General features: G+C 52.1%; 21 protein-coding genes and 2 tRNA genes. 13 read left to right on the top strand and 10 right to left on the bottom strand.

The window, feature by feature from the left end; translation table 11 throughout:
• Positions 1 to 36: 36 nt before the first annotated feature.
• From HP435_RS19255 to fabI, 3 genes are all read left to right on the top strand, one after another.
• Positions 37 to 762 carry a ZIP family metal transporter gene (locus HP435_RS19255; RefSeq protein WP_173599609.1) on the top strand — a complete coding sequence of 242 codons (726 nt, stop codon included), beginning with the start codon at positions 37 to 39 and terminating at the stop codon, positions 760 to 762.
• Positions 763 to 833: 71 nt separating this feature from the next.
• The gene (locus HP435_RS19250) at positions 834 to 980 is read left to right on the top strand and encodes a hypothetical protein (RefSeq protein WP_167470312.1); all 147 of its coding nucleotides are present in this window, start codon (positions 834 to 836) and stop codon (positions 978 to 980) included.
• A gap of 127 nt (positions 981 to 1,107) precedes the next feature.
• The gene (gene fabI, locus HP435_RS19245; protein WP_063230109.1) at positions 1,108 to 1,881 is read left to right on the top strand and encodes an enoyl-ACP reductase FabI; all 774 of its coding nucleotides are present in this window, start codon (positions 1,108 to 1,110) and stop codon (positions 1,879 to 1,881) included.
• A 124-nt stretch (positions 1,882 to 2,005) separates the two neighbouring features.
• Here fabI and HP435_RS19240 read toward each other — a convergent pair whose 3' ends face one another.
• Together HP435_RS19240 and HP435_RS19235 are read right to left on the bottom strand one after the other, a co-directional pair.
• Positions 2,006 to 4,480, bottom strand: coding sequence for a UvrD-helicase domain-containing protein (locus tag HP435_RS19240; RefSeq protein WP_173599610.1), 2,475 nt, complete (start codon positions 4,478 to 4,480; stop codon positions 2,006 to 2,008).
• A gap of 98 nt (positions 4,481 to 4,578) precedes the next feature.
• Complete coding sequence (locus HP435_RS19235) at positions 4,579 to 5,949, bottom strand: hemolysin family protein (protein WP_122964830.1); 1,371 nt, start codon at positions 5,947 to 5,949, stop codon at positions 4,579 to 4,581.
• A 244-nt stretch (positions 5,950 to 6,193) separates the two neighbouring features.
• Here HP435_RS19235 and HP435_RS19230 point away from each other — a divergent pair, with 244 nt between their 5' ends.
• Both HP435_RS19230 and HP435_RS19225 read left to right on the top strand, forming a co-directional pair.
• Positions 6,194 to 6,967, top strand: a complete 774-nt coding sequence (locus HP435_RS19230) for a YitT family protein (protein WP_173597773.1) — start codon at positions 6,194 to 6,196, stop codon at positions 6,965 to 6,967.
• A gap of 33 nt (positions 6,968 to 7,000) precedes the next feature.
• Positions 7,001 to 7,909 (top strand): MBL fold metallo-hydrolase, encoded by a 909-nt coding sequence (locus HP435_RS19225; protein ID WP_173597807.1) that lies wholly within the window; start codon positions 7,001 to 7,003, stop codon positions 7,907 to 7,909.
• Here the strand turns inward: HP435_RS19225 and HP435_RS19220 are convergent.
• Entirely contained in the window at positions 7,879 to 8,238 is a 360-nt protein-coding gene (locus HP435_RS19220) for a hypothetical protein (RefSeq protein ID WP_122964833.1), read from the bottom strand. The two genes, HP435_RS19225 and HP435_RS19220, sit on opposite strands and share 31 nt — an antisense overlap.
• A 108-nt stretch (positions 8,239 to 8,346) precedes the next feature.
• Between HP435_RS19220 and HP435_RS19215 the strand changes: the two genes are divergently transcribed.
• On the top strand, positions 8,347 to 9,192 hold the full coding sequence (locus HP435_RS19215) for a PHP domain-containing protein (protein ID WP_173597772.1): 846 nt from the start codon (positions 8,347 to 8,349) through the stop codon (positions 9,190 to 9,192).
• 637 nt (positions 9,193 to 9,829) lie between these two features.
• Here HP435_RS19215 and HP435_RS19210 read toward each other — a convergent pair.
• The 4 genes from HP435_RS19210 to HP435_RS19195 all read right to left on the bottom strand — a co-directional run bounded on the left by HP435_RS19210 (position 9,830) and on the right by HP435_RS19195 (position 12,650).
• Positions 9,830 to 10,252: a DUF3995 domain-containing protein gene (locus HP435_RS19210; protein WP_173597771.1), complete on the bottom strand. Its 423-nt coding sequence runs from the start codon at positions 10,250 to 10,252 to the stop codon at positions 9,830 to 9,832.
• A gap of 637 nt (positions 10,253 to 10,889) precedes the next feature.
• A complete protein-coding gene (locus HP435_RS19205) occupies positions 10,890 to 11,408 on the bottom strand; it encodes a TetR/AcrR family transcriptional regulator (RefSeq protein WP_173597770.1) in 519 nt (172 codons plus the stop codon).
• Positions 11,409 to 11,605: 197 nt separating this feature from the next.
• Positions 11,606 to 12,058, bottom strand: coding sequence for a GNAT family N-acetyltransferase (locus tag HP435_RS19200; RefSeq protein WP_122964837.1), 453 nt, complete (start codon positions 12,056 to 12,058; stop codon positions 11,606 to 11,608).
• Between the two features lie 82 nt (positions 12,059 to 12,140).
• Positions 12,141 to 12,650 carry a 2'-5' RNA ligase family protein gene (locus tag HP435_RS19195; RefSeq protein WP_173597769.1) on the bottom strand — a complete coding sequence of 170 codons (510 nt, stop codon included), beginning with the start codon at positions 12,648 to 12,650 and terminating at the stop codon, positions 12,141 to 12,143.
• A 145-nt stretch (positions 12,651 to 12,795) separates the two neighbouring features.
• On the opposite strand from HP435_RS19195, the gene HP435_RS19190 reads away from it, so the two are divergent.
• The gene (locus tag HP435_RS19190) at positions 12,796 to 12,954 is read left to right on the top strand and encodes a hypothetical protein (protein ID WP_167470313.1); all 159 of its coding nucleotides are present in this window, start codon (positions 12,796 to 12,798) and stop codon (positions 12,952 to 12,954) included.
• 2 nt (positions 12,955 to 12,956) lie between these two features.
• Here the strand turns inward: HP435_RS19190 and HP435_RS19185 are convergent, their stop codons facing one another.
• Positions 12,957 to 13,661, bottom strand: a complete 705-nt coding sequence (locus HP435_RS19185) for an alpha/beta hydrolase (RefSeq protein ID WP_173597768.1) — start codon at positions 13,659 to 13,661, stop codon at positions 12,957 to 12,959.
• Between the two features lie 246 nt (positions 13,662 to 13,907).
• Here HP435_RS19185 and HP435_RS19180 point away from each other — a divergent pair, with 246 nt between their 5' ends.
• The 3 genes from HP435_RS19180 (at position 13,908) to HP435_RS19170 (ending at position 15,579) form a co-directional block, all read left to right on the top strand.
• Entirely contained in the window at positions 13,908 to 14,507 is a 600-nt protein-coding gene (locus tag HP435_RS19180; RefSeq protein ID WP_122964839.1) for a phosphatidylglycerophosphatase A family protein, read from the top strand.
• Between the two features lie 875 nt (positions 14,508 to 15,382).
• Positions 15,383 to 15,459: transfer RNA gene (locus tag HP435_RS19175), tRNA-Ile, on the top strand.
• A 44-nt stretch (positions 15,460 to 15,503) separates the two neighbouring features.
• Positions 15,504 to 15,579, top strand: a tRNA-Val gene (locus HP435_RS19170).
• A gap of 111 nt (positions 15,580 to 15,690) precedes the next feature.
• Here the strand turns inward: HP435_RS19170 and HP435_RS19165 are convergent.
• On the bottom strand, positions 15,691 to 16,833 hold the full coding sequence (locus tag HP435_RS19165; RefSeq protein ID WP_173599611.1) for a site-specific integrase: 1,143 nt from the start codon (positions 16,831 to 16,833) through the stop codon (positions 15,691 to 15,693).
• Positions 16,820 to 16,996 carry a hypothetical protein gene (locus tag HP435_RS19160; RefSeq protein ID WP_173596927.1) on the bottom strand — a complete coding sequence of 59 codons (177 nt, stop codon included), beginning with the start codon at positions 16,994 to 16,996 and terminating at the stop codon, positions 16,820 to 16,822. The genes HP435_RS19165 and HP435_RS19160 overlap by 14 nt, the downstream gene beginning before the upstream one ends.
• A 325-nt stretch (positions 16,997 to 17,321) precedes the next feature.
• Between HP435_RS19160 and HP435_RS19155 the strand changes: the two genes are divergently transcribed.
• From HP435_RS19155 to HP435_RS19145, 3 genes are all read left to right on the top strand, one after another.
• Complete coding sequence (locus HP435_RS19155; RefSeq protein ID WP_217365150.1) at positions 17,322 to 17,444, top strand: phage terminase large subunit family protein; 123 nt, start codon at positions 17,322 to 17,324, stop codon at positions 17,442 to 17,444.
• A gap of 39 nt (positions 17,445 to 17,483) precedes the next feature.
• Positions 17,484 to 17,762: a hypothetical protein gene (locus HP435_RS19150; protein ID WP_173596928.1), complete on the top strand. Its 279-nt coding sequence runs from the start codon at positions 17,484 to 17,486 to the stop codon at positions 17,760 to 17,762.
• Between the two features lie 438 nt (positions 17,763 to 18,200).
• On the top strand, positions 18,201 to 18,890 hold the full coding sequence (locus HP435_RS19145) for a DUF1906 domain-containing protein (protein ID WP_173597061.1): 690 nt from the start codon (positions 18,201 to 18,203) through the stop codon (positions 18,888 to 18,890).
• The last annotated feature ends 8 nt before the right edge of the window (positions 18,891 to 18,898 follow it).

The raw sequence follows: 18,898 nt of genomic DNA, 5'->3' as shown, positions 1-18,898 counted from the left end.
ACGTCCCATACTCATGCGGGATGAGGAGAGGACTGGATGATGCAACCTGTCTTTTGGGTAGTTTTGCTTGCGGCCGCGCTGGCAAGCTGCGTGGGCGGACTGTTGCTTTGTCTGCGCGTCTGGTCGCAAAAGGCATTGTTCGCCATGATCAGCGCCGGAGCGGGCCTGCTTTTGGCGATTACGTTTCTGGACTTGATGCCGCATGTGCTCCAGGGCGCGAATATGCGGATGATGCCGTTTGTGCTCGTCGGTTTTGCGGCGATGTTTGCCCTGGAATTGCTCGGGAAAGCCGGAGGAGAAATCGGTTCGTCAAGCATCATCGGTGTCGTAAGCGGATTTTTGCTGCACGCCTTTGTCGAAGGCATGTCGCTTGTGGCAAGCTTGACGGTGGATTCGGAGGTAGGCATGTCCGTCCTTTTGGCTATGCTGCTGCACAAAATACCGGACGGGGTCACGGTCGCTTCCCTGATGCTCGCGGCTACAAACTCGCGGAAAAAAGCGCTCTGGGCCGCGACCTCCCTGGGGATTGCCACGATTGTCGGAGCTTGCAGCTTCGGAGTTGCCGAGCGTCTTTTTCCGCCGAACTGGTCGGATGTGATGCTTGCGATGACCACGGGAATTTTCCTGTACGTGTCGGCCAGTCATCTGGTGCCATACATTGTGCAGGCGAGGCGGGCGGAATACGGCGTCTACTTTTTTGGTTCCGTCCTGGTCTATCTGGTGTTGTCTGCTTACTTGCACGCGAATCATCTTCATGCATAAACCAGGGCGCTCCTTGCCAGCCTAATGAACAGAATGGCATGACAGATTGACGCAAAGGAGCCTTGGTGAGCATGAATGAACAAAATCGTAATCAAGTCGACGAAACCGCGCAGGCGGCGAGCGAGTTCCCGGTCATGGGAACTTCCCTGAATCCTTTTGACGAAGCGTGGGGGACGTTCGTTCCCACCCCGAGCGAGTCTTCGGCGGCGACCGAGTAGTTCGCCAAAGCCGATGAAGCCGATGTCGAAACGAAGCGTTTCCTGCTCTTTTCACGCGCCCCTCTCGTAACGAAGGACAAGATCGGTTATAATGGCGGGGAATAGCTTGGGAAGGGGCGAATACATAATGAATACACTGTTGCAAGGCAAAAATATCGTAATCATGGGTGTAGCGAACCACCGCAGCATCGCTTGGGGCATTGCCCAATCTTTGCACAACGCGGGAGCGAACCTGATTTTCACCTATCAGGGAGATCGCCTGCGCGAAAACGTAGCAGAGCTGTCTGCCAAATTGGGCAAGGAATCTTTGCTGGTGAACTGCGACGTGACCAAGGACGAAGAAGTGGAAGCAGCATTCGCGACGATCCGGGAAAAAGTGGGCGTCATTCACGGCTTGGCACACTGCATCGCGTTTGCCAAAACAGAGGAGCTGGAAGGCGAATTCGTCAACACTTCCCGTGACGGATACGCATTGGCACAGGATATCAGCGCGTTCTCGCTGGTAGCGGTAGCGCGTGCTGCTCGTCCGCTGATGACAGAAGGCGGAAGCATCGTGACCATGACTTACCTGGGTGGCGAGCGCGTGGTGCAAAACTACAACGTCATGGGCGTGGCAAAAGCGGCGCTGGACGCATCTGTACGCTACCTCGCGAACGACCTCGGCAAAGAGAACATCCGCGTGAACGCGATTTCTGCTGGCCCGATCCGTACGCTGGCGGCAAAAGGCATCCGCAATTTCAATGCGGTCCTGAAAGAAATCGAAGAAAAAGCTCCGCTGCGTCGCACGATTGACCAGACAGAGGTAGGCGACACGGCCCTCTTCTTGTTCAGCAATCTCTCCCGCGGCATCACCGGCGAAATTTTGCACGTAGACGCTGGCTACAGCATCATCGGCGGCTAAACGAATAACAGGCTCCCTCCGCTCGCATACTATACAAAAATGCGACGAAGGGAGCCTTTTTATGTTTCCGTTGATTACAAACATGGAAGAATTTTTGATTTACATGGGCGGCGGCTTTCAGTATTTACCTGCCCATTTCGGAGACGAAGCGGGAGGGGCGGGTCTTCCGGCCGAAGCGCTCCCGGGGGATACCGATACACAAACTGCGCCGGGCACGGGTAATCGCAACGTATAGGAGACGGCGTTCTTCTTCGATGGCGGTCGTCTGCCCTTTGCGCAGTTCATCCAGCGTGTACTCGTGAGGGAGAGCGCCTTCCACCAGGTCTGGCAGGAAGACATGGTCGTACTCCAGCCCTTTTGCCCGATGAATGCTTAATACGTGAACAGCTTCGCCCGGGAGTGGCCGCATATTGCGCCACTCTTTTTCTTGTCGCGTCATCTGCTCGATGTAAGCCAAAAAGTCGCCGATCGTGGCGTGCCGCTTGGCGGCGGCGAGAATTTGCTGCAGCTCGTCGCTCCAGCGTTCCCGGCCATCTTCCCGGTCACGGGCCCGCTTTTTCAAGTAGTCGCGCAGCTTTCCGTCTTCGTAAATCAGTTCCAGCGCCTGGGCAGGAGGGCAATCCTTGCACGCGGCGAGAATGTCGTTGATCACTTGCATATGCTTGCGCTGGTACGGTTTGAGCTGTGTCAGGTGCGGGAGGATATGCAAAACGGGCTTGTCCTCCAAAATGGATTGGCTGCGCACGGCATTCCATGTTTCGCCGGAAATGTACAGCGTCGGCAAGATTTCCCTGAGCGCATCCGTGTCGTCCGGATTGAGCGCCAGCCGCAAGTAGTGCAAAGTCCAGCGAACCGTCTGACGCTGGTAAAACGACTCTTCCTCCTGGGTGTAGTGAAACGGGATGCCCGCCTCGCTCAACCGCTCCAAAAGCGGGCGCGTCGACTCGTTTGTCCGGTAGAGGATGGCGCATTCGCCTAAAGCCGTTCCTTGCTCGCGCCGATGGATGATTTCATCCACGATCCGGGATGCCTGCTCTTCTTCGTCGTCCGGTTCAAACAAAAACGTGTCGCCTTCCTCGCGGTGGAACGAACGGCACGCCTTGTCCCAGCGGGCGCGATTGTGGCCGATGAGCGAATAGCCGAGACTGACGATGGAAGAGTGAGAGCGGTAGTTCACTTCCAGTGTAATCGTAGAGGCTTGGGGAAAATCTTTGGTGAAGCCCAATATGTACTGGGGATCACTGCCGCGAAAGCCGTAGATCGACTGATCGTCATCGCCAATGACGCACAGGTTGTTTTGCGGTGCGCACAGCAGCTTGACCGTCTCGTACTGGATGCGGTTAATATCTTGAAACTCGTCGATCATGACGTGGGTAATCCGCTCCTGGTAGCGCTGCAGCAAGTTTTGATTGTCGCGCAAAAGCTCGTAGCAGCCGAGCAGCATGTCGTCGAAATCAAACCATTGGTGCTTTTTCTTCGCTTCCTCGTAGAGCGGATACAGCTGCGCCGCCCGCTTTTCCGCATCGGTCGCCAGTTCACGGTAGGCAACCTCACGCGGGAGGATGTATTCGTTTTTCCAGCGGCTGACGATGCCGAGCGCTTCGGTGATGTCAGTTTCTTTTAAGGCAGCCAGCTCGTCGTGTCCGAGCAGCGACCCGGTTTCGCGCAGGAGCCGCCACTTTTGCCAGTCTTTTTTCAAAAGCCGCTGCTGATCCCAATTGTGCGGCTGATGGTGCAAGAGCATGCGGTAAAAAATACTGTGAAACGTTCCGGCAATCAGCTCGCGGGCTTGACCGGACGGAAGCTGTCTGGCAATGCGCAGACGGATTTCTTCCGCGGCTTTCGTGGTAAAGGTCACGACCATGATCCGGTTTGGCTCCACACCGAGATCTTTGATCAGGTGGGCGGTGCGCGCTGTCATCACGCGGGTCTTGCCGCTGCCGGCTCCGGCGAGAATCAAAAGCGGCCCATCTGTCGCATGCACAGCCTGCTGCTGCGTAGGGTGGAGCGGTTGGTCAAGCTGTTGCTCCGCCAAGTGCGCGATCGTCTTTTTCGGCATGAAGCGCTTGCGAAAGACCGGGGGCTTTGGCGGAGGCGGAGCTGGTGTGACGCTGCTGCCAATCGTCCGTTTTTTCGGGAGGCGAAAGGAACCGATCGTTGTGGTGTCTGTTTCCGTTTCCGTGCGATCGTCTTCGCCGGATGCTTTTTCCGTCGCGCGGCCGAGCGAATCGTCAGCTGGTGCGCCAGTTGCAGAGCTTGTACCATCTGCATCTGCTGGCGTATGCTCTACAGCTGCGTCAGTGCTGGCGACAGCAGCGGTGCCAGTGACGATGGGGTGGAGCGCAGCCGCGGCCGTCTCGTCCAACGCTTGCAGCCACTCAAAAGTGGCAGGACTGTTTTGCGGCAAAAGCGGACAGTCCGTTTCCAGCGAATGCGCGAAATAAGGCTCAAAGCTGATGCCCGCAACCAGGCGCAACGGGGAGCCGCAGGCCGGACAGCGAACCTTGTCCTGTCGGGCTGCCATGCGCCAAAACGGTATGCGGTTGTAAGTGTCAGGCTGCAACAGGATGGGTTTGTTGTCTAGTAACGCATAGTTCATGTAGGCACCTCGAAAAAACAGCTTCTTTGTCAACGGTCTGACTGTGGAAACAAGAAATGCCCCCTGGCTTGAAGGGGACACTTGCCAAATGGTGTTCGCTATGACTGGGCGTGCAGCAAAATCGTGTCCTCCGGAAGTGCGGCCGATTCTTCCTCATCCAGATGGGTGATCGCCACGCGTGTGATCCGGTGATTTTCCAACTCGCTAATTGTAAACAGGTAGCCTTCGTACATAACGGCTTTGCCTGATGCCACTTCTTCGTTCAGTTGGCTGTAGAGCCAGCCGGCAATCGTATCGACCTCATCGGAGACGATCTCGATCGTCAGAAAATCGTTCAACTCGCTCAAGAGTGTTTTTCCGGAAACCGAGAGGGCATTGCTCGCACTTTCTTCAATTTCAGGCCGTTCATTTTCGTCAAATTCATCCTGAATGTCGCCGACAATTTCCTCCAGGATGTCTTCCATGGTCAAAATCCCTGCTGTGCCGCCATACTCGTCGATGACGATCGCGATTTGCGAGCGGCGCTTTTGCATGAGCCGCAGCACGTGGCTGATTTCCATGGACTCTGGCACCGTAAGCAGGGGACGAAGGAAATCGTTTAACTCGGCTTTCCCGGTTGTCAGCGCCGACAGGAAAAAGTCGGAAGTGTGCACGAAGCCAATCAGCCTGTCTTTGTCTTCATGGGCGACAGGGAAGCGTGAGTGGCGGGATTCCCGGATGATTTGCAAATTTTCGTCAAACGTGTTGTCATCGTACAAGCAAATCATGTCGATGCGCGGGATCATAATTTCCCGGGCAAGTCGTTCGGAAAAATCAAAGACGTTGTCCACCAGGGCCATTTCTGTCTGGTCGATGTGGCCGCTCTTATGGCTCTGATTGACCAGCAAGCGTATTTCTTCCTCCGTGTGGGCCGGGTCGCTCTCCGTAGCAGGCTCGATGCCCAAGCGGCGGATGAAGAGGTTGGCCGCCCCGTTCAAAAACCAGATGAGCGGGTAGCTGAGCTTGTAGAAAAACATGAGCGGAGCAGCAGTCCAGAGCGAAGTCGCTTCCGCTTTTTGAATCGCGAGCGATTTGGGTGCAAGCTCTCCGAAAACGATGTGCAAAAACGTAATGATAGCAAACGCGATGGCAAGAGAAACAGGGCCTACCATATACGGCGGGAATTGAAAGTATGCCATCATGGGTTCGACGTAATGGGCGATTGCAGGCTCACCAACCCAGCCTAATCCAAGCGATGCCAGCGTGATGCCGAGCTGGCAGGCAGACAAATAGGCGTCGAGCTCCCGGGTGACCTTTTGCGCGTAGTGGGCACGCTTGTTGTTGCCTTCACTGACGAGCTGGGCCAAACGAGTTTGGCGAACTTTAACCAGCGAGAATTCTGCTGCGACGAAGAAGCCGTTCAAAAGGACCAAAAACACCACGAGCAGCAGATTCAGCGTAATCTCCCCTATCGGACTCTCCAAGCGCACCTCCAGCCTTCCGCGGTGCGAAAGGTGGAGAATTCACCTCCGTTACGCTAATTGTATTTTAAATGTACGAACCAAAAGGAATAAACATTCGTAACTTCCTTGTTACAGGTAAGTATACCAATAGGTCAACCGAAGAGTCAAAACGTTCCGATTTGCCCGGGCGCATTTTGCACATTGTCCGGACATACGGGAATCCCTCGATTCATACACATAAACGAGCAGTTGTCCGAGGGAGGGGAGGCGTGTGTACTGGCTGCAAAAAAGCGTGGCGATCGTCATGGGGAGTGTCCTGGTTGCCATTGGCGTCAATCTGTTTTTGGTGCCGCACCGCCTCATGGACGGAGGGATGATCGGGATCGGGCTGTTGGCGACGTATTACATGCAGTGGCCGCCCGGGATAATCATGATTGTCGTCAGTATTCCGGTGTATGTCATCGTGTTTTTTTACGATCGTCGGCTGTTTTTTCACAGTTTTCACGGGATGCTGATCTCAGCCTTTTTGATCGATGTCCTGTCCGATTTGCGCGATTTCAACAGTTGGTCTACGGCGATTTCGTCTGTAACGGGGGGCTTGCTGATCGGCATGGGAGTAGGCTTGATGCTCGCCTTCGAAACGAATACCGGAGGAACGGATCTGGTAGCGCAATTTTTGGCCCGGCGCTTTCGCCTGCCCGTGGCTTTGCTGATCCTGGTGATTGACGGTCTGATCGTGGCCTGCTCGCTGCATACGATCGGGCTTGTGCGCACCGCCTTTTCGCTGCTGACAATCGTCGCCGTCGCAGCCACGACACACATGTTCAGCGGGATCGGGCGTCCGCATCCGCCCTATACCATCGTTGGCCCGCTGCACACTTTGCGCGCAGAGCGGAGCAAAGAACGGTTGCGAGCCTTTCCTGTCTTGCCGGTTTTTTACAGGAAAAGACAACAGCTCGCATCTGTACGCGCAAAACAAACCGGAAGAACCAGGGCAGGGGAAGCAAAGTTTTTGGAGAAAATAAATAGGAAAAGGATGAAATGAGGGGCGAACATTGTGTCTACACATACACCGCAAATGATTACGGAGCGGATCGGCTATTTTCCCGGTCACGTAAACATCGGGTTGGTGATAGGGGAGAGCGGGGCCATCCTGATTGATTCCGGGCTGGAGGCGCAAACGGCGAAGAAAATCAAAAAAGGGCTGGACGCGATAGCCCAGCCCTTGTGCGCGATCATTCAAACACACGCTCATGCCGACCACTTCGGAGGAAACGCCTACCTGCTCGGATGCTGGCCCGAAACCAAAGTATACGCACCACCGCTGGAAGAAGCGATCATTCGCTATCCGATTCTGGAACCCATCTACTTGAACATGGGGGCAGAACCTCTTGCCGATTTGAAAAACAAGTTTTTGCTGGCGCAAGCTTCCCGGGTGGACCACCTCCTTCCATTAGAAGGAACGATTGCAATCGACGGTGTGCCTTTTACGATCCTTTCTCTGCCGGGGCACAGCTATCAGCAGGTCGGTCTGATCTGCGACGACATATGCTTTGCAGCCGACAGCTATTTGGGTGAGGAAGTATTGGAAAAGCACAAATTGCCGTTTCTTGTGGATGCGCATGAGACGATGAACAGTTTGCACAAGCTCCTTGCGACCACATGCACAGGATATTTGCCAGGTCACGGAGCGTACACCACCTCCTCTCAAGGTGCGGTGCACAAAAATATGGAATGGCATGAACGGATCTACGCTGTCATCGAAGACATTTTAAGAGAGGAGCGCGGAGTAGAAGACGCTCTCGCCCTCCTGTGTGAACGCTTGCACATTTCCATAGAGAACGCCGGAAGCTACGCCTTGTTTCGGACGGCTTTCATGGGCTATCTCGTCGGACTGGTAAAAGAAAAGAGAGTGACCTATCGGTTTGGTGCCAACAGATGGCTGTGGAGCACGGTTCAGGATGGACCAGACGAAGAAGAGAGATAATCGGCAATTTCGGCCAATTTATGCTCGGCTGCTTCCCGAACGGATTTGGGGATGAAAAAAATCTCTTCAGAGGTGTTCATATAAAATTTTGCTTCCAGATACGGATGGCCCAGCTTGACTGTCATCTCGCCTTTTCCAGTGGACGAGGTGGTAAAATTGGTGGGAATGCGCAGGAAATACGTGCTGCTGCTGGCAGAATCGTACATGACGACATCGTACGTGGGCATGCCGTCCCCGCCTGATCGGTGAAACCCCTGCTGTCTGAGCATTTTGTCGACATAGGAGAGTGGCTGCACGACACCGGTCAGGGTCTTGTTTTTTAACCGCATGGACATCCTCCTCGGCTCAACCTGTGAGAAATTCGGGTTTGCTACCATCCTATGTGCGGTGGGCAGATTTCAGACTTGAAGAAAAAGAAAAGAAGGAGTGGAGAAAATATGCTGTTGCAAGCAGACTTACATACGCATACGAAGGCATCGGACGGGACTTGCGAACCTGCGGAAAACGTGCGCCTGGCGAAAGAAGCGGGACTTGCCGCTCTGGCGATTACCGACCACGATACAGTGGCGGGCGTGGCAGAAGCGATCGAAGCGGGAGCGAGGCTCGGGGTGGAAATCATTCCGGGCGTGGAAGTAAGCTCGGTAGGAAACGGGCAAGACATTCACGTGTTAGGCTATTTTGTTCCGTATGAGGATCAGGCGTTTCAAGAGCGACTTGTGGGCTTGCGAGAAACGCGCCACCAGCGCAACGAGTTGCTGATTGCCCGCCTGCAGGAGCTAGGCATTCCGATTACGCTGGAAAACGTCTACCGCCGCAAGCAAGGCACAGATAAAAACATCGGTCGCCCGCATATTGCCGAAGAGCTGATCGAGCTGGGCGTCGTGGCCACAATCGAAGAGGCGTTTGACAAGTATTTGGGCAAAGGGGGAGCCGCTTACGTCAATCCTCCGCGCATCTCGCCCCAGGAGGCGATCACGCTGATCAAGGAGGCGGGCGGCGCGGCCGTGCTGGCGCATCCAGGCTTGTATGACGATGACGAGCTTGTGCGCGAGCTGATCGTCTTCGGGCTGGACGGCATCGAAGTCAACCATCCGGACAACGATGAGCTGCAAAAGCTGCGCTACAGCAAGTGGGCACAAGAGCACGGCCTCGTCGTAACAGGCGGTTCCGACTTTCATGGCTGGCGCGGCGAGGAGCCTTTTCACGCCATGCTCGGCTCGCACACGGCGCCGACAGAGGCGGTAGAGCAGTTGCGTGAGATTGCTCGGAGGCGGAAGGGGTAACTGGAGCAGATGGGTTTATATGTTGGAGTGAAAGGTAATAACGCAGTAGTTTAGTCTGCCTGTTGGAGTGAAAGGTAGTAACGCAGGGGCTTGGCCTGTCTGTCGGAGTAAAAAGTAATAATGCAAGGGCTTGGTCTGCTTGTTGGAGTAGAAAGTAAGAACGCAGCAGTCTAGCCTGTGCTGGTGGGGTAAAAAGTAATAACGTAGTGGCTTAGCCTGTCTGTTGGAGCAAAAAGTAATAACGCAGGGGCTTAGCCTGTCTGTTGGAGCAAAAAGTAAGAACGCAGGGGCTTAGCCTGTCTGTTGGGGTAAAAAGTAATAACGCAGGGGCTTAGCCTGTCTGTTGGAGCGAAAAGTAAGAACGCAGGGGCTTGGCTTGTCTGTTGGAGCGAAAAGTAAGAACGCAGGGGCTTGGCTTGTCTGTTGGAGCGAAAAGTAAGAACGCAGGGGCTTGTCTTGTCTGTTGGAGCAAAAAGTAATAACGCAGTAGCCCCCTTGCCTGTTGGAACAGAAAAGTAGAAAAGTAGCCCCTTATCCGTCAGACGATTGGCTGAACCGGATGAAGGGGCTTTTTTGTCTGGCAAATTACATATTGCCTTGTGCCTGGGAAATGTCGGCAACTACCGTGACTGGCGGATTACAGAACCGTCAGCAAAAACGCCATTCCGAGCCACAGGCAGAGCGGAGTGAACAATCTGGTGTCTTGGCGGCCGAAGACGGTGTGCCGGACTTTTTTAAAGAAGCCCACGTAACGAAAGTCGCCGACAGCACGCAAGAAAAAAACGGCAGTACCGAAGATGCAGCCCCATTGAATCAAGGCGGGCGCAATCAGCGGCGCAAGATAACCGCTTTGTGTGAGTAGCAAATAGTCGGCGAAAAGCAGCAGGCCAGCGACTATGAGCGTCCCGATCTTTCCGGGACGAAATAGCGGGCGGGAATCGTGCGCAGTAACGGGGATGGCGGCAGTCCGTCCCCAGCGGCCGCCGAATGCCCAGTACACATGCAACAATGACAGAACGGCCAGGATAATCGCAGTAGATAAGACGACGAATGTGGTCATGCGAGTGCCTCCTTGGTGAAAGCTTCGTGGGCGTTTTTTTGCAAAAGATACGCAAGCGTATGTTTCGGGCGCGAGAATCCCCCAGTGCAGGGAGGGGGCAGAAAGGGACGTTCTCAGGTCGTCGGATAGAGCCATATGATACATCATCGTACCCGGCATGAAGAAGTTCGCGCAGCAAGGATGTTTTCATGTTGTCAGATGGAGTCATATGGTCATCATCGTGCCTAGATCGAGGAAGTTCCGCAGAAAGGAGGCTTTCATGTGTCAGATGAAGCTGTACGGTACATCACCGTGCCCAGCATGAGGAAGTTCGCCGCAGATAGGGACTTTCTCAGGTCGTCAGATGGAGCCATATGGTCATCATCGTGCCTAGATCGAGGAAGTTCCGCAGAAAGAAAAGATGCTTTCATGTTGTCAGATGAAGCTGTACGGTACATCATCGTACCCAGCATGAGGAAGTTCCGCAGAAAGAAAGGATGCTTTCATGTTGTCAGATGAAGCTGTACGGTACATCATCGTGCCCGGCACGAGGAAGTTCACGCAGAAAGAAATGCTCTTATGTTGCCAGATGGAAACCATATGGCTCATCATCATGCACAGCCCTACCTCTACGAAGTCTCCACAGCAAGGCAAGCTTTCACGTTGTCCAGTTCAAAAAATGCTGCAACGGCGCAGCGATGTCAAACGGCTCGTCCAGCTCCCCGCGCACCAGCCAACCGATGTAGACGAGGTAAGCGAGGTGAGCGCGGGCATTTGCTTCGTCCGGGGAGAGTCCTTTTTTGGCATACAAGGCAGCTACGTAGCCGATTCTGCGTTTTTCAATCCCGGCAACGCGCTTGCCCAGCTCCGGGTTTTGCTTGGCCCAGGCGTACATCGCTGCTTCCGTCTTGCGCTCGGTTGCAAACACGAACGACAAGAGCTGCTCCAACGTAGCCTGCTCGGCTTCCGGCGCAGAAATGATCCGCTCCGTGGCGTGCAGCTCCCAGTAGTCGATCATGGCGTGCAGCAAATCTTGGCGGTCGGCAAAATGGTGGTAGAAGCTCCCTTTGCTAATGGACAACTTCCGCGCAATGGCTTCCACGCGCACAGCTTCCACTCCCGCCTCCGCCAACGTATTCAGCCCTGCGCGAACCCAATCTTCTCGCGTATATTGCATGCTTCACCTCTAAAAATACGGTTGCGTATGTTTTGCTTCCATCCTAATTCAGATGGCAAAAGTCGTCAAGAGCAAAACGCCCTCCGCCTGCTTTGACAAAGAGGGGAGGGCAAAAGAAAAGCTCAGGTTGCTAAGAAGGCGACCTGCCAGTGGTTTATGTAGCGCAAGGAACGTCTATGATGCCTGGGACAACGCATCTATCGCAAAGCTTTGACCATCGCGATATGCTCAATGCCCGCTTCATCAAAAACGTCTCCGTGCGGCTCGTAACCGAGCTTTTCGTAAAAACGCTGCGCGTGCGTCTGGGCGTTTAGTTTGAGGCTGTCGAAGCCGAGTTCTTTCGCCGCGTCTTCCATCACGAGCATGATCTGGCGGCCAAGTCCGGTTCCGCGTTCGCTTTGCAGCACAGCGACGCGCTCGACTTTTCCAACGCCAGGCGTGTACGGACGCAAGCGGCTCGCTCCGACTGGTTCCTGTTCGTTGTAAGCGACGAAGTGCACCGTGCCGCTGCCCTGCTCGTCATGCTCATCGATTTCCAGCTCGGCAGGAACCTGTTGCTCGTCGATGAACACTGCTTTGCGCACTGTGAGCGCATCTTGCATTTCTTTTTCCGAGCTTACTTTTTGAATCGCATAAGATTGTTGTTTCACTGTGGGGACACGTCCTTTTCTGGTGGCAGTAAAAAGATCCCTCCCGGCAAGTCAGGCTCGCGAGGAGGGGAAGAGAAATGCTTTATTTGTTCAAGAGGAATGTCTGGTAAACGCTCCAGATTCCGTCTTCCAGTTGATAAATCAGGTGGAAGCGATCGATCTCGCTGGTCAAATCGATTTTGGCCATGCTCAATTGTCCGGTTACATCACGCAGCTCATCGTCGGACAGATCGCGCCCGATGGTCAGATGCGGAACGTACGCATACGTTTCCTTTTCCGAAACACACTTGTTCACGATTTGCTCGTGCAGTGCGGTAAAAGGCTCTTTGTTTTGCACAGCCAGGTAGATCACGTTTGTTGTAGGATGGAAAGAAGATACCCGATGGAAGTGCGCTGTAAAGCTCTCCGAAGAAAAGGCAACCTGCTCCAGATGGCTCACCAGTTCTGGCAGCTTGGCTTCATCGAGGTCAAAAGCTTCTTTCAAGCGGATATATGGAGGGACCAATGCGTATGCCGGGTCATAACGCTTCCGGTAAGAGTTGGCTACTTCCTGCACCTTGCTGGATGGAAAGACTACGATACTGTACAACATAAGAACCACTCCTCCTTACTATCTATCATGCTCTACAAGAAACTATTTTAACAGAAAATTCTTCATTTGTGTAATGTTATGCGCCGATCCGTATATTCCAGCCGCGTCAGGAAACACTGTGTAGTGCAAGGAGGTGCCGCGCTGCATGTACACGGCCATGATGATTACATTCATTTTTCTCGTCCTGCTTTTGTTGTCCGTCCTGACCTTCACCATTTTGACAGCGATCCGCAAAGGAGAGTTCGAAGAAGCACTCGTCTCGCCTTTAAAAGATGAAGGTCCTAAGGAAGAACAGCCACGGTAAGTTTACCCGTAAAGCGTCCGTAACATGCGCGGTAAATTTTTCTGCCAGTGGCCCCATGTATGGTCACCCTCGAATGTTTCGTAATAGAGGGTGGCTTTTTTCGTTTGCAAAATCGCCCGCAGCTCCTCGTTGGCTGCGTACAGGTTCAAGACGCCGCGAGAAGAGTTCACGGCTGTTTCTTCTGTCCCAATCTCCAGGTAGAACGTTTGGGACACGGTGAGATCAGCTTGGGCGATCCGGCGGTTCAACTGCTCGTCCACAGCACCTGACTGGCTGGCAACTTGTCCAAACGTATGCGGGTAAGCAAGCGCGGTGAACAGCGAAACGACGCCGCCAAGCGATTCACCCAGCAACGTGCGTCCGTTGCCCAATGGATGCGTGGAGTAATGCGAATCAATGAAGCTGACCACTTCATCCGCGAGAAAACGGGAATAGGCAAGATGCTCTTTCCCATCCGGATGGTAGCGGTCGAAGCGTTTGGCTTTGTCGACGGGAAGAAAAACGGCGAGCAGATCAGGGATTTCTTTGTCCGCAATCATCTGATCCAGCAAGGTCGCCATTCTGCCCATTGCCAAGTAATCGTCGCCATCCTGCACGTAAAGAACCGGATAGGAGTAAAGCGGCGAGTAACGTTTCGGGGTATAGACAATCAATTTTTCCGGCGTTCCGAGCAGCCGGCTGTCCAAGACGATTTCCTCAAGGGCCACAGCAGTGTCCTCCTTCTGGGTGTTCTTCGCAAAATTTATTATACAGGAGAGCACATAACCTGCCCAATGCTTTCGTGTGCTCCCGCGCATCGTCGCGAGCTAGTTTGCCCTTCAAGCATTTTGCTGTGGCTCGGCGGAAGGGCGAATTACCAATTATTTGGGCGAAAGATTGTCGCAATTTTGTCACCATGTGATACTATGGTAGGAAACGACTTCACTCGATTTGTGGAAGGGGTTGTCTCTTATATGAAGAAGCAAGTACACAGCATCGAAGTCAGAAACGCTGCTCTCAACCGTCTGGCAGAACGTGGCGTCACGGTGGAGGATATCGCTGAGATTGTCTATCTCATGCAGGCTCCCTATCACCCTGGCCTGACGATAGAACCGTGCATCGAGAGCGTAAAAGCCGTCTTGGAAAAAAGGGAAATGCAGCACGCCATTTTGGTAGGCGTTGAGTTGGATACGCTGGCGGAAAAAGGACTGTTGTCCGAGCCGCTCCAATCGATCATCGCAACGGACGAAGGCCTGTTCGGATGCGACGAGACATTGGCACTAGGCTCCGTCTTCGGATACGGCAGCATCGCAGTTACCACTTTTGGTCACTTGGACAAACATAAAGTGGGCGTCATCAAAAGACTGGACACCAAATCGGAGGAGGGCCGCGTCCACACCTTCCTCGACGACCTCGTAGCCTCCGTGGCCGCAAACGCCTCCAGCCGCATGGCTCACCGCATGCGGGACGAACAGGAAGCAGAACAAGCCCGCTTGGAAGCCGAAGCCCTCAAGCGCGGGGAAGCCAAGCTGCGCGTGGAGGAAAAGGCCGGGGGAACCGAGCAGGCGGGGTAAATGCGTTGCTGCGTAGGTTGGCGGTTTTGATGGTTGAGAGGATTTAGGTGGCTTGGATTGTTACCTACCTATCTTTGTGTGGTTGTTTTGGGCAGGGATTAGGGAGGTAGGGGGAAAGCAAGGAAGAACAAGGAAGCGGAATTTTGTTGGCGGGATTGTGAAAAGCCTGTCGGTCTTGAAAAGGTAGTAGATGGTAAAAAGATAGAGTGTTGTAAAAATCTAGTGAAGATCCAAAAATAGTAAATTGTATAAAGTAATCAAGAGCCATTTTTTCGTTGGTGCTGTTCCCATTTGGTTGCCGCTTGCAGGAGCGAGTGGCAGGAAGGGTGGGGAGAGGAGCGGCGGGGGGATGGCTTTTTGGGGTTCGGGGGGTGAGAGTAGGGGGAGGGGGAAGTTAAAGTGTTGGAGTAGGGGAAGAAGAGGGATAAAGAGCAAGGACAAGAGCAAGGACAAGAGCAAGGACAAGAGCAAGAACAAGAGCAAAGAAGCAAAAAGCAAGGGCAAAGAACAAGTGCAACGCCAATGTCAATGCGACGGCACTCCCTCCCGACCCCCACTTTTCATTCCCCAAGCCCCAGAATTGATGAATGTAGCAATGATTTAGGAGGGTACTTAGAAAAGGAGGGCAGTCAGTAACAACTTGGAAAAGTAGAGGAGTGGAGGGCGAGGAAAAATTTATCGGTTATTTTTCAGCAGAAAGGGGAGACAGCTTGATTTTTACAGGGGGTGAATACGCAATAAAGTCAGGTTTTAAGCGGGTTTTTCAAGTTCTTTTGGTCAGAGTGAAAAAAATTACAAGAAATTATTCATTTCCTCTTGAAATCCAATTTAGGATGCTGTATAGTAATAAATGTGATCGACGTCCGGTGCGATTGGGGCCCTTAGCTCAGTTGGTCAGAGCGGTCGGCTCATAACCGATTGGTCGTAGGTTCGAGTCCTACAGGGCCCACCATTAAGTGAGTACATACGTTTCACAAGGTCACATACATATCCCATGATCCGGTAGCTCAGTTGGGAGAGCACCATCTTGACAGGGTGGGGGTCGCTGGTTCGAACCCAGTCCGGATCACCATAAAACAAACGTTAGAACCCTTGGTAATCAAGGGTTTTTCTTATGTTTATAACGACCCCACTAGTTCCCTTTTGTACGAACAAGAGCAAATTGGTGCCGAAGTGGTGCCCTTTATTCGACTAAAGATTTTTTGGTGCCATTTGGTGCCGAAAAGAACATTTCCCCGAAAGCATCCGCTGTTTCCTTTTGCATGTGTGGAGTAACATGTGAGTAGCGATCCAGCATCTTCACACTTGACCATCCCATACGTTCCGCTATTCGTTTATTGTTCTCTCTCATTTTTAAAAGCATAACTACATGAGTATGACGTAGATCGTGAAATCGAATTCTTTTCAGTCCTGCTTTTTCAGTAAGGCGATAGAATGTGCGATTGATGTTGCGTGGTGAAACTGGAGTGCCTAGCTGTGTGCAAATCACCAGGTCGTTATCCTCGTAAATATCTCGATTTGCCATCTTTTCCTCTTTGGTTCGGTGCCGCAGTTTCTCCAGCTCAATTGCTGTAACCTTATCAATACCGATGGAGCGTATACCTGATGCTGTTTTTGCTCCAGGCTCAAGAGTCTTTCCATCATGGTTAAGAATCTGTCTAACGGATAGAGTCCTGTTTTTCAAATCTAGATCCTGCCACCGTAAGCCCAGTATTTCTCCTTGCCTCATTCCGGTTGTTACTGCAAGCAGGAGAGCACAGTAATAGCGATCCTCTTTGGCAACTCCAAGAAGGAGGTGCGCCTCTTCATCTGTCCAATAGAACATTTCCTTTGTTTCAGCTTTGGGGCGATCAACAACAGCAGCTGGGTTTTTTATGATCATGTCCCACCCGGCGGCCTTTTTCAGTGATTCGTTGATGATGGTATGTACTTTTTGGATGTTCTCCCCAGAAAGCCGCTCAGACTCGTGTAGTTCATTATATAGATTTTGGATGTGCCGAGGAGTGATGTCGGCAAGGGCTAAGTCTCCCAATGCTGGTAGAATGTGATTATTTACCAATCCTGCATAGGTTTCAAGCGTGCGCGATTTGACTTTTGTTTTCTTGTCTCGAAGCCAGTCAACCATGAAGTCCCGATAAATAGTTTTGGAGGCATTGAGGTTCAATCCTTGTCCGAGTTCATTCAAAAGGTCACGTTGGGCCGCTTCAGCTTCTTTTTTCGTTTTGAATCCTCTGCGCTTGATTCTTTTCCGCTTTCCATTCTCATCAATCTCAATTGTGAAATACCAGGGATTCTTTTGAACGCTTTTGTCTTTAGTTACTGCCATCTTCCATTCCTCCTTGTTTGACCCAGACATTTAAGCTCAGACCATACTTCTCTTTTGCGAATTCTGTTAGGCCGGGTATCAGCCATTCTTCAATTGGTAATGCTCCGTTTGTCTCGGTGATAATGAAGTCGATCTTCCGCTTCCTGTTGTTGCTTTTCGTCATCTTTTTTCGCTCCTTTATGAACGAATTGCTCACCATCCCCCATGTAGTGTACAGTTAGAGCCAAAAACTCATATGTATCAAGGCTTCACAGCCCACTGTCCTCTAACTAGCTGACACTCACGACTGTCCTCTAATCTGCTGACAGTTCTGTACCCTACGTAGAGGACGGTACTGTCCTCTAATCCGAGGACAGTCAAACTTTTTCCTTCATTAGAGCACGAAGCCTAAAGAAAATCTTTAAAGAAAATATTAAAGAAATATACTCGCGACATGTCACTCGTATTTAGAGTGGCATTTTTTATTTAAGAGAAAGGAGAGGGTTAGCATGAGTACAATCGATCATCCAAAGCTAATTGCATCCGAATGGGTAGATGAACCTCCAACTATGATGGTGTACCCAACTGAGCAGATGGCTGAAGCATTTTCTAAGGAACGATTAGCAAGATGATAGATACAGGGAAGGAGTGATAGAAAAGTGGTAGCGAAGATGAAGCACATGCTGATGATATGTAGCATCGTGTTACTAATCTATGGATGCGGTACAAGCAGAGAGTTTCTAGTAGTAAAGTATAACGACCAAGGCCAGGTCATCACAAGCTATCATGTCAAAGGCTTTCAACCGACAAAGGATGAGGATGGAGTCTCTTTCTTTATGATGCAAGATGGACAGCAGCTATTCATACAGGTCAGTGGCAATGTAGATGTGATTGAAGTAAATGGCAATGTACAAGCCACAATGGAGAGGTTGGGAATCAAAGATGGGTAACTACCTTGGCTGGTTGAGCAAAGAGCTAAAACGTGACTATCTAATTGCGAAACTCAGCTCAAAATCGATGCTAGGAATATTTACGGGTCCTTCTGGAAGCCGGGAAGACTGCGGGTGAAGCGAGCCCCGAAATCTCGCTAGATTTATTTTTGAAAAATTACTTTCGCTTTTGCTTAATCCGATCCAAGAGCTGACATTTTCAAATTTTGGCTTCATCTGATGACCCGAAAATTGGTATCCCTATGATACGAGTTTAAAACGAAAGTGAGGTGGGAAAATTGGCGAGGCCAAAGGCGAAACCAGAAAATCTACAAGATAAAGAAATACTGACGTCAGAATTGGCGGCAATTGTAGGGAAGACTCCCCAATGGATACGCCAATTGACGAGAGACAAAGTGCTACACCAGGTAGGCAGAGGTAAATACAGTCTCGGAGAAGCTGTTCAAGCGTACTGTCTGCCGCTATCTTGTTCCAGCCCAGTATGCCTGGAAACTGCTCGCTCGCGCAGAAGCCGAGGCGATCACATCGGCAGGGATGCAGGTCGTATCAGTTTTCCAGCGCGGAACTAGTGATGCTTCTGGAGGAGCAGCCAACGGAATACGGGACGGCAAAGCAGCGCTCCAGGAAGCCAAGCAGATCGGTCAGCCTTTAGGTACTGCCATTTATTTTGCTGTGGATTTTGACGCACAGCCAAAGGATTACGCATCAATTGAGGCTTACCTGAAAGCAGCAGCCAAGGAGCTGCCCGGTTATGTGGTGGGTGTGTATGGCTCTTATGCTGTCCTTGAGGAAATGGCGAAGCGAGGGGCCTGCAAACATTTCTGGCAGACCTATGCCTGGAGTAGAGGAAAGCTATCCAAAGCGGCTAACCTCTATCAGTACAAAAACGGGCAGACGCTTGCGGGGCACACAGTAGACTACAATGACGCTCTCGGTGGTGAGGGTTGGTGGAATACTAATCCACCCGCTGTGGAAAAACCTGTGAACAAGTTTGACAAAGAGTCGGCAGAGGAAGTAATCGCGATTCTTGGCTCGGTCTGGATGGCGAGTGACAATGATCCAGGTGTGAGAGAAGCAGCTCACTACGCTGCTAATGCTTTACGTGATGCTGTAGGTATACCAAATTAAAAAATTGA

This window comes from Brevibacillus sp. HD3.3A, assembly GCF_013284375.2.
Lineage (GTDB): Bacteria > Bacillota > Bacilli > Brevibacillales > Brevibacillaceae > Brevibacillus > Brevibacillus parabrevis.
The sequence above is the reverse complement of the archived record's forward strand: the minus strand, read 5'-3'. Positions and strand labels throughout refer to the sequence as shown.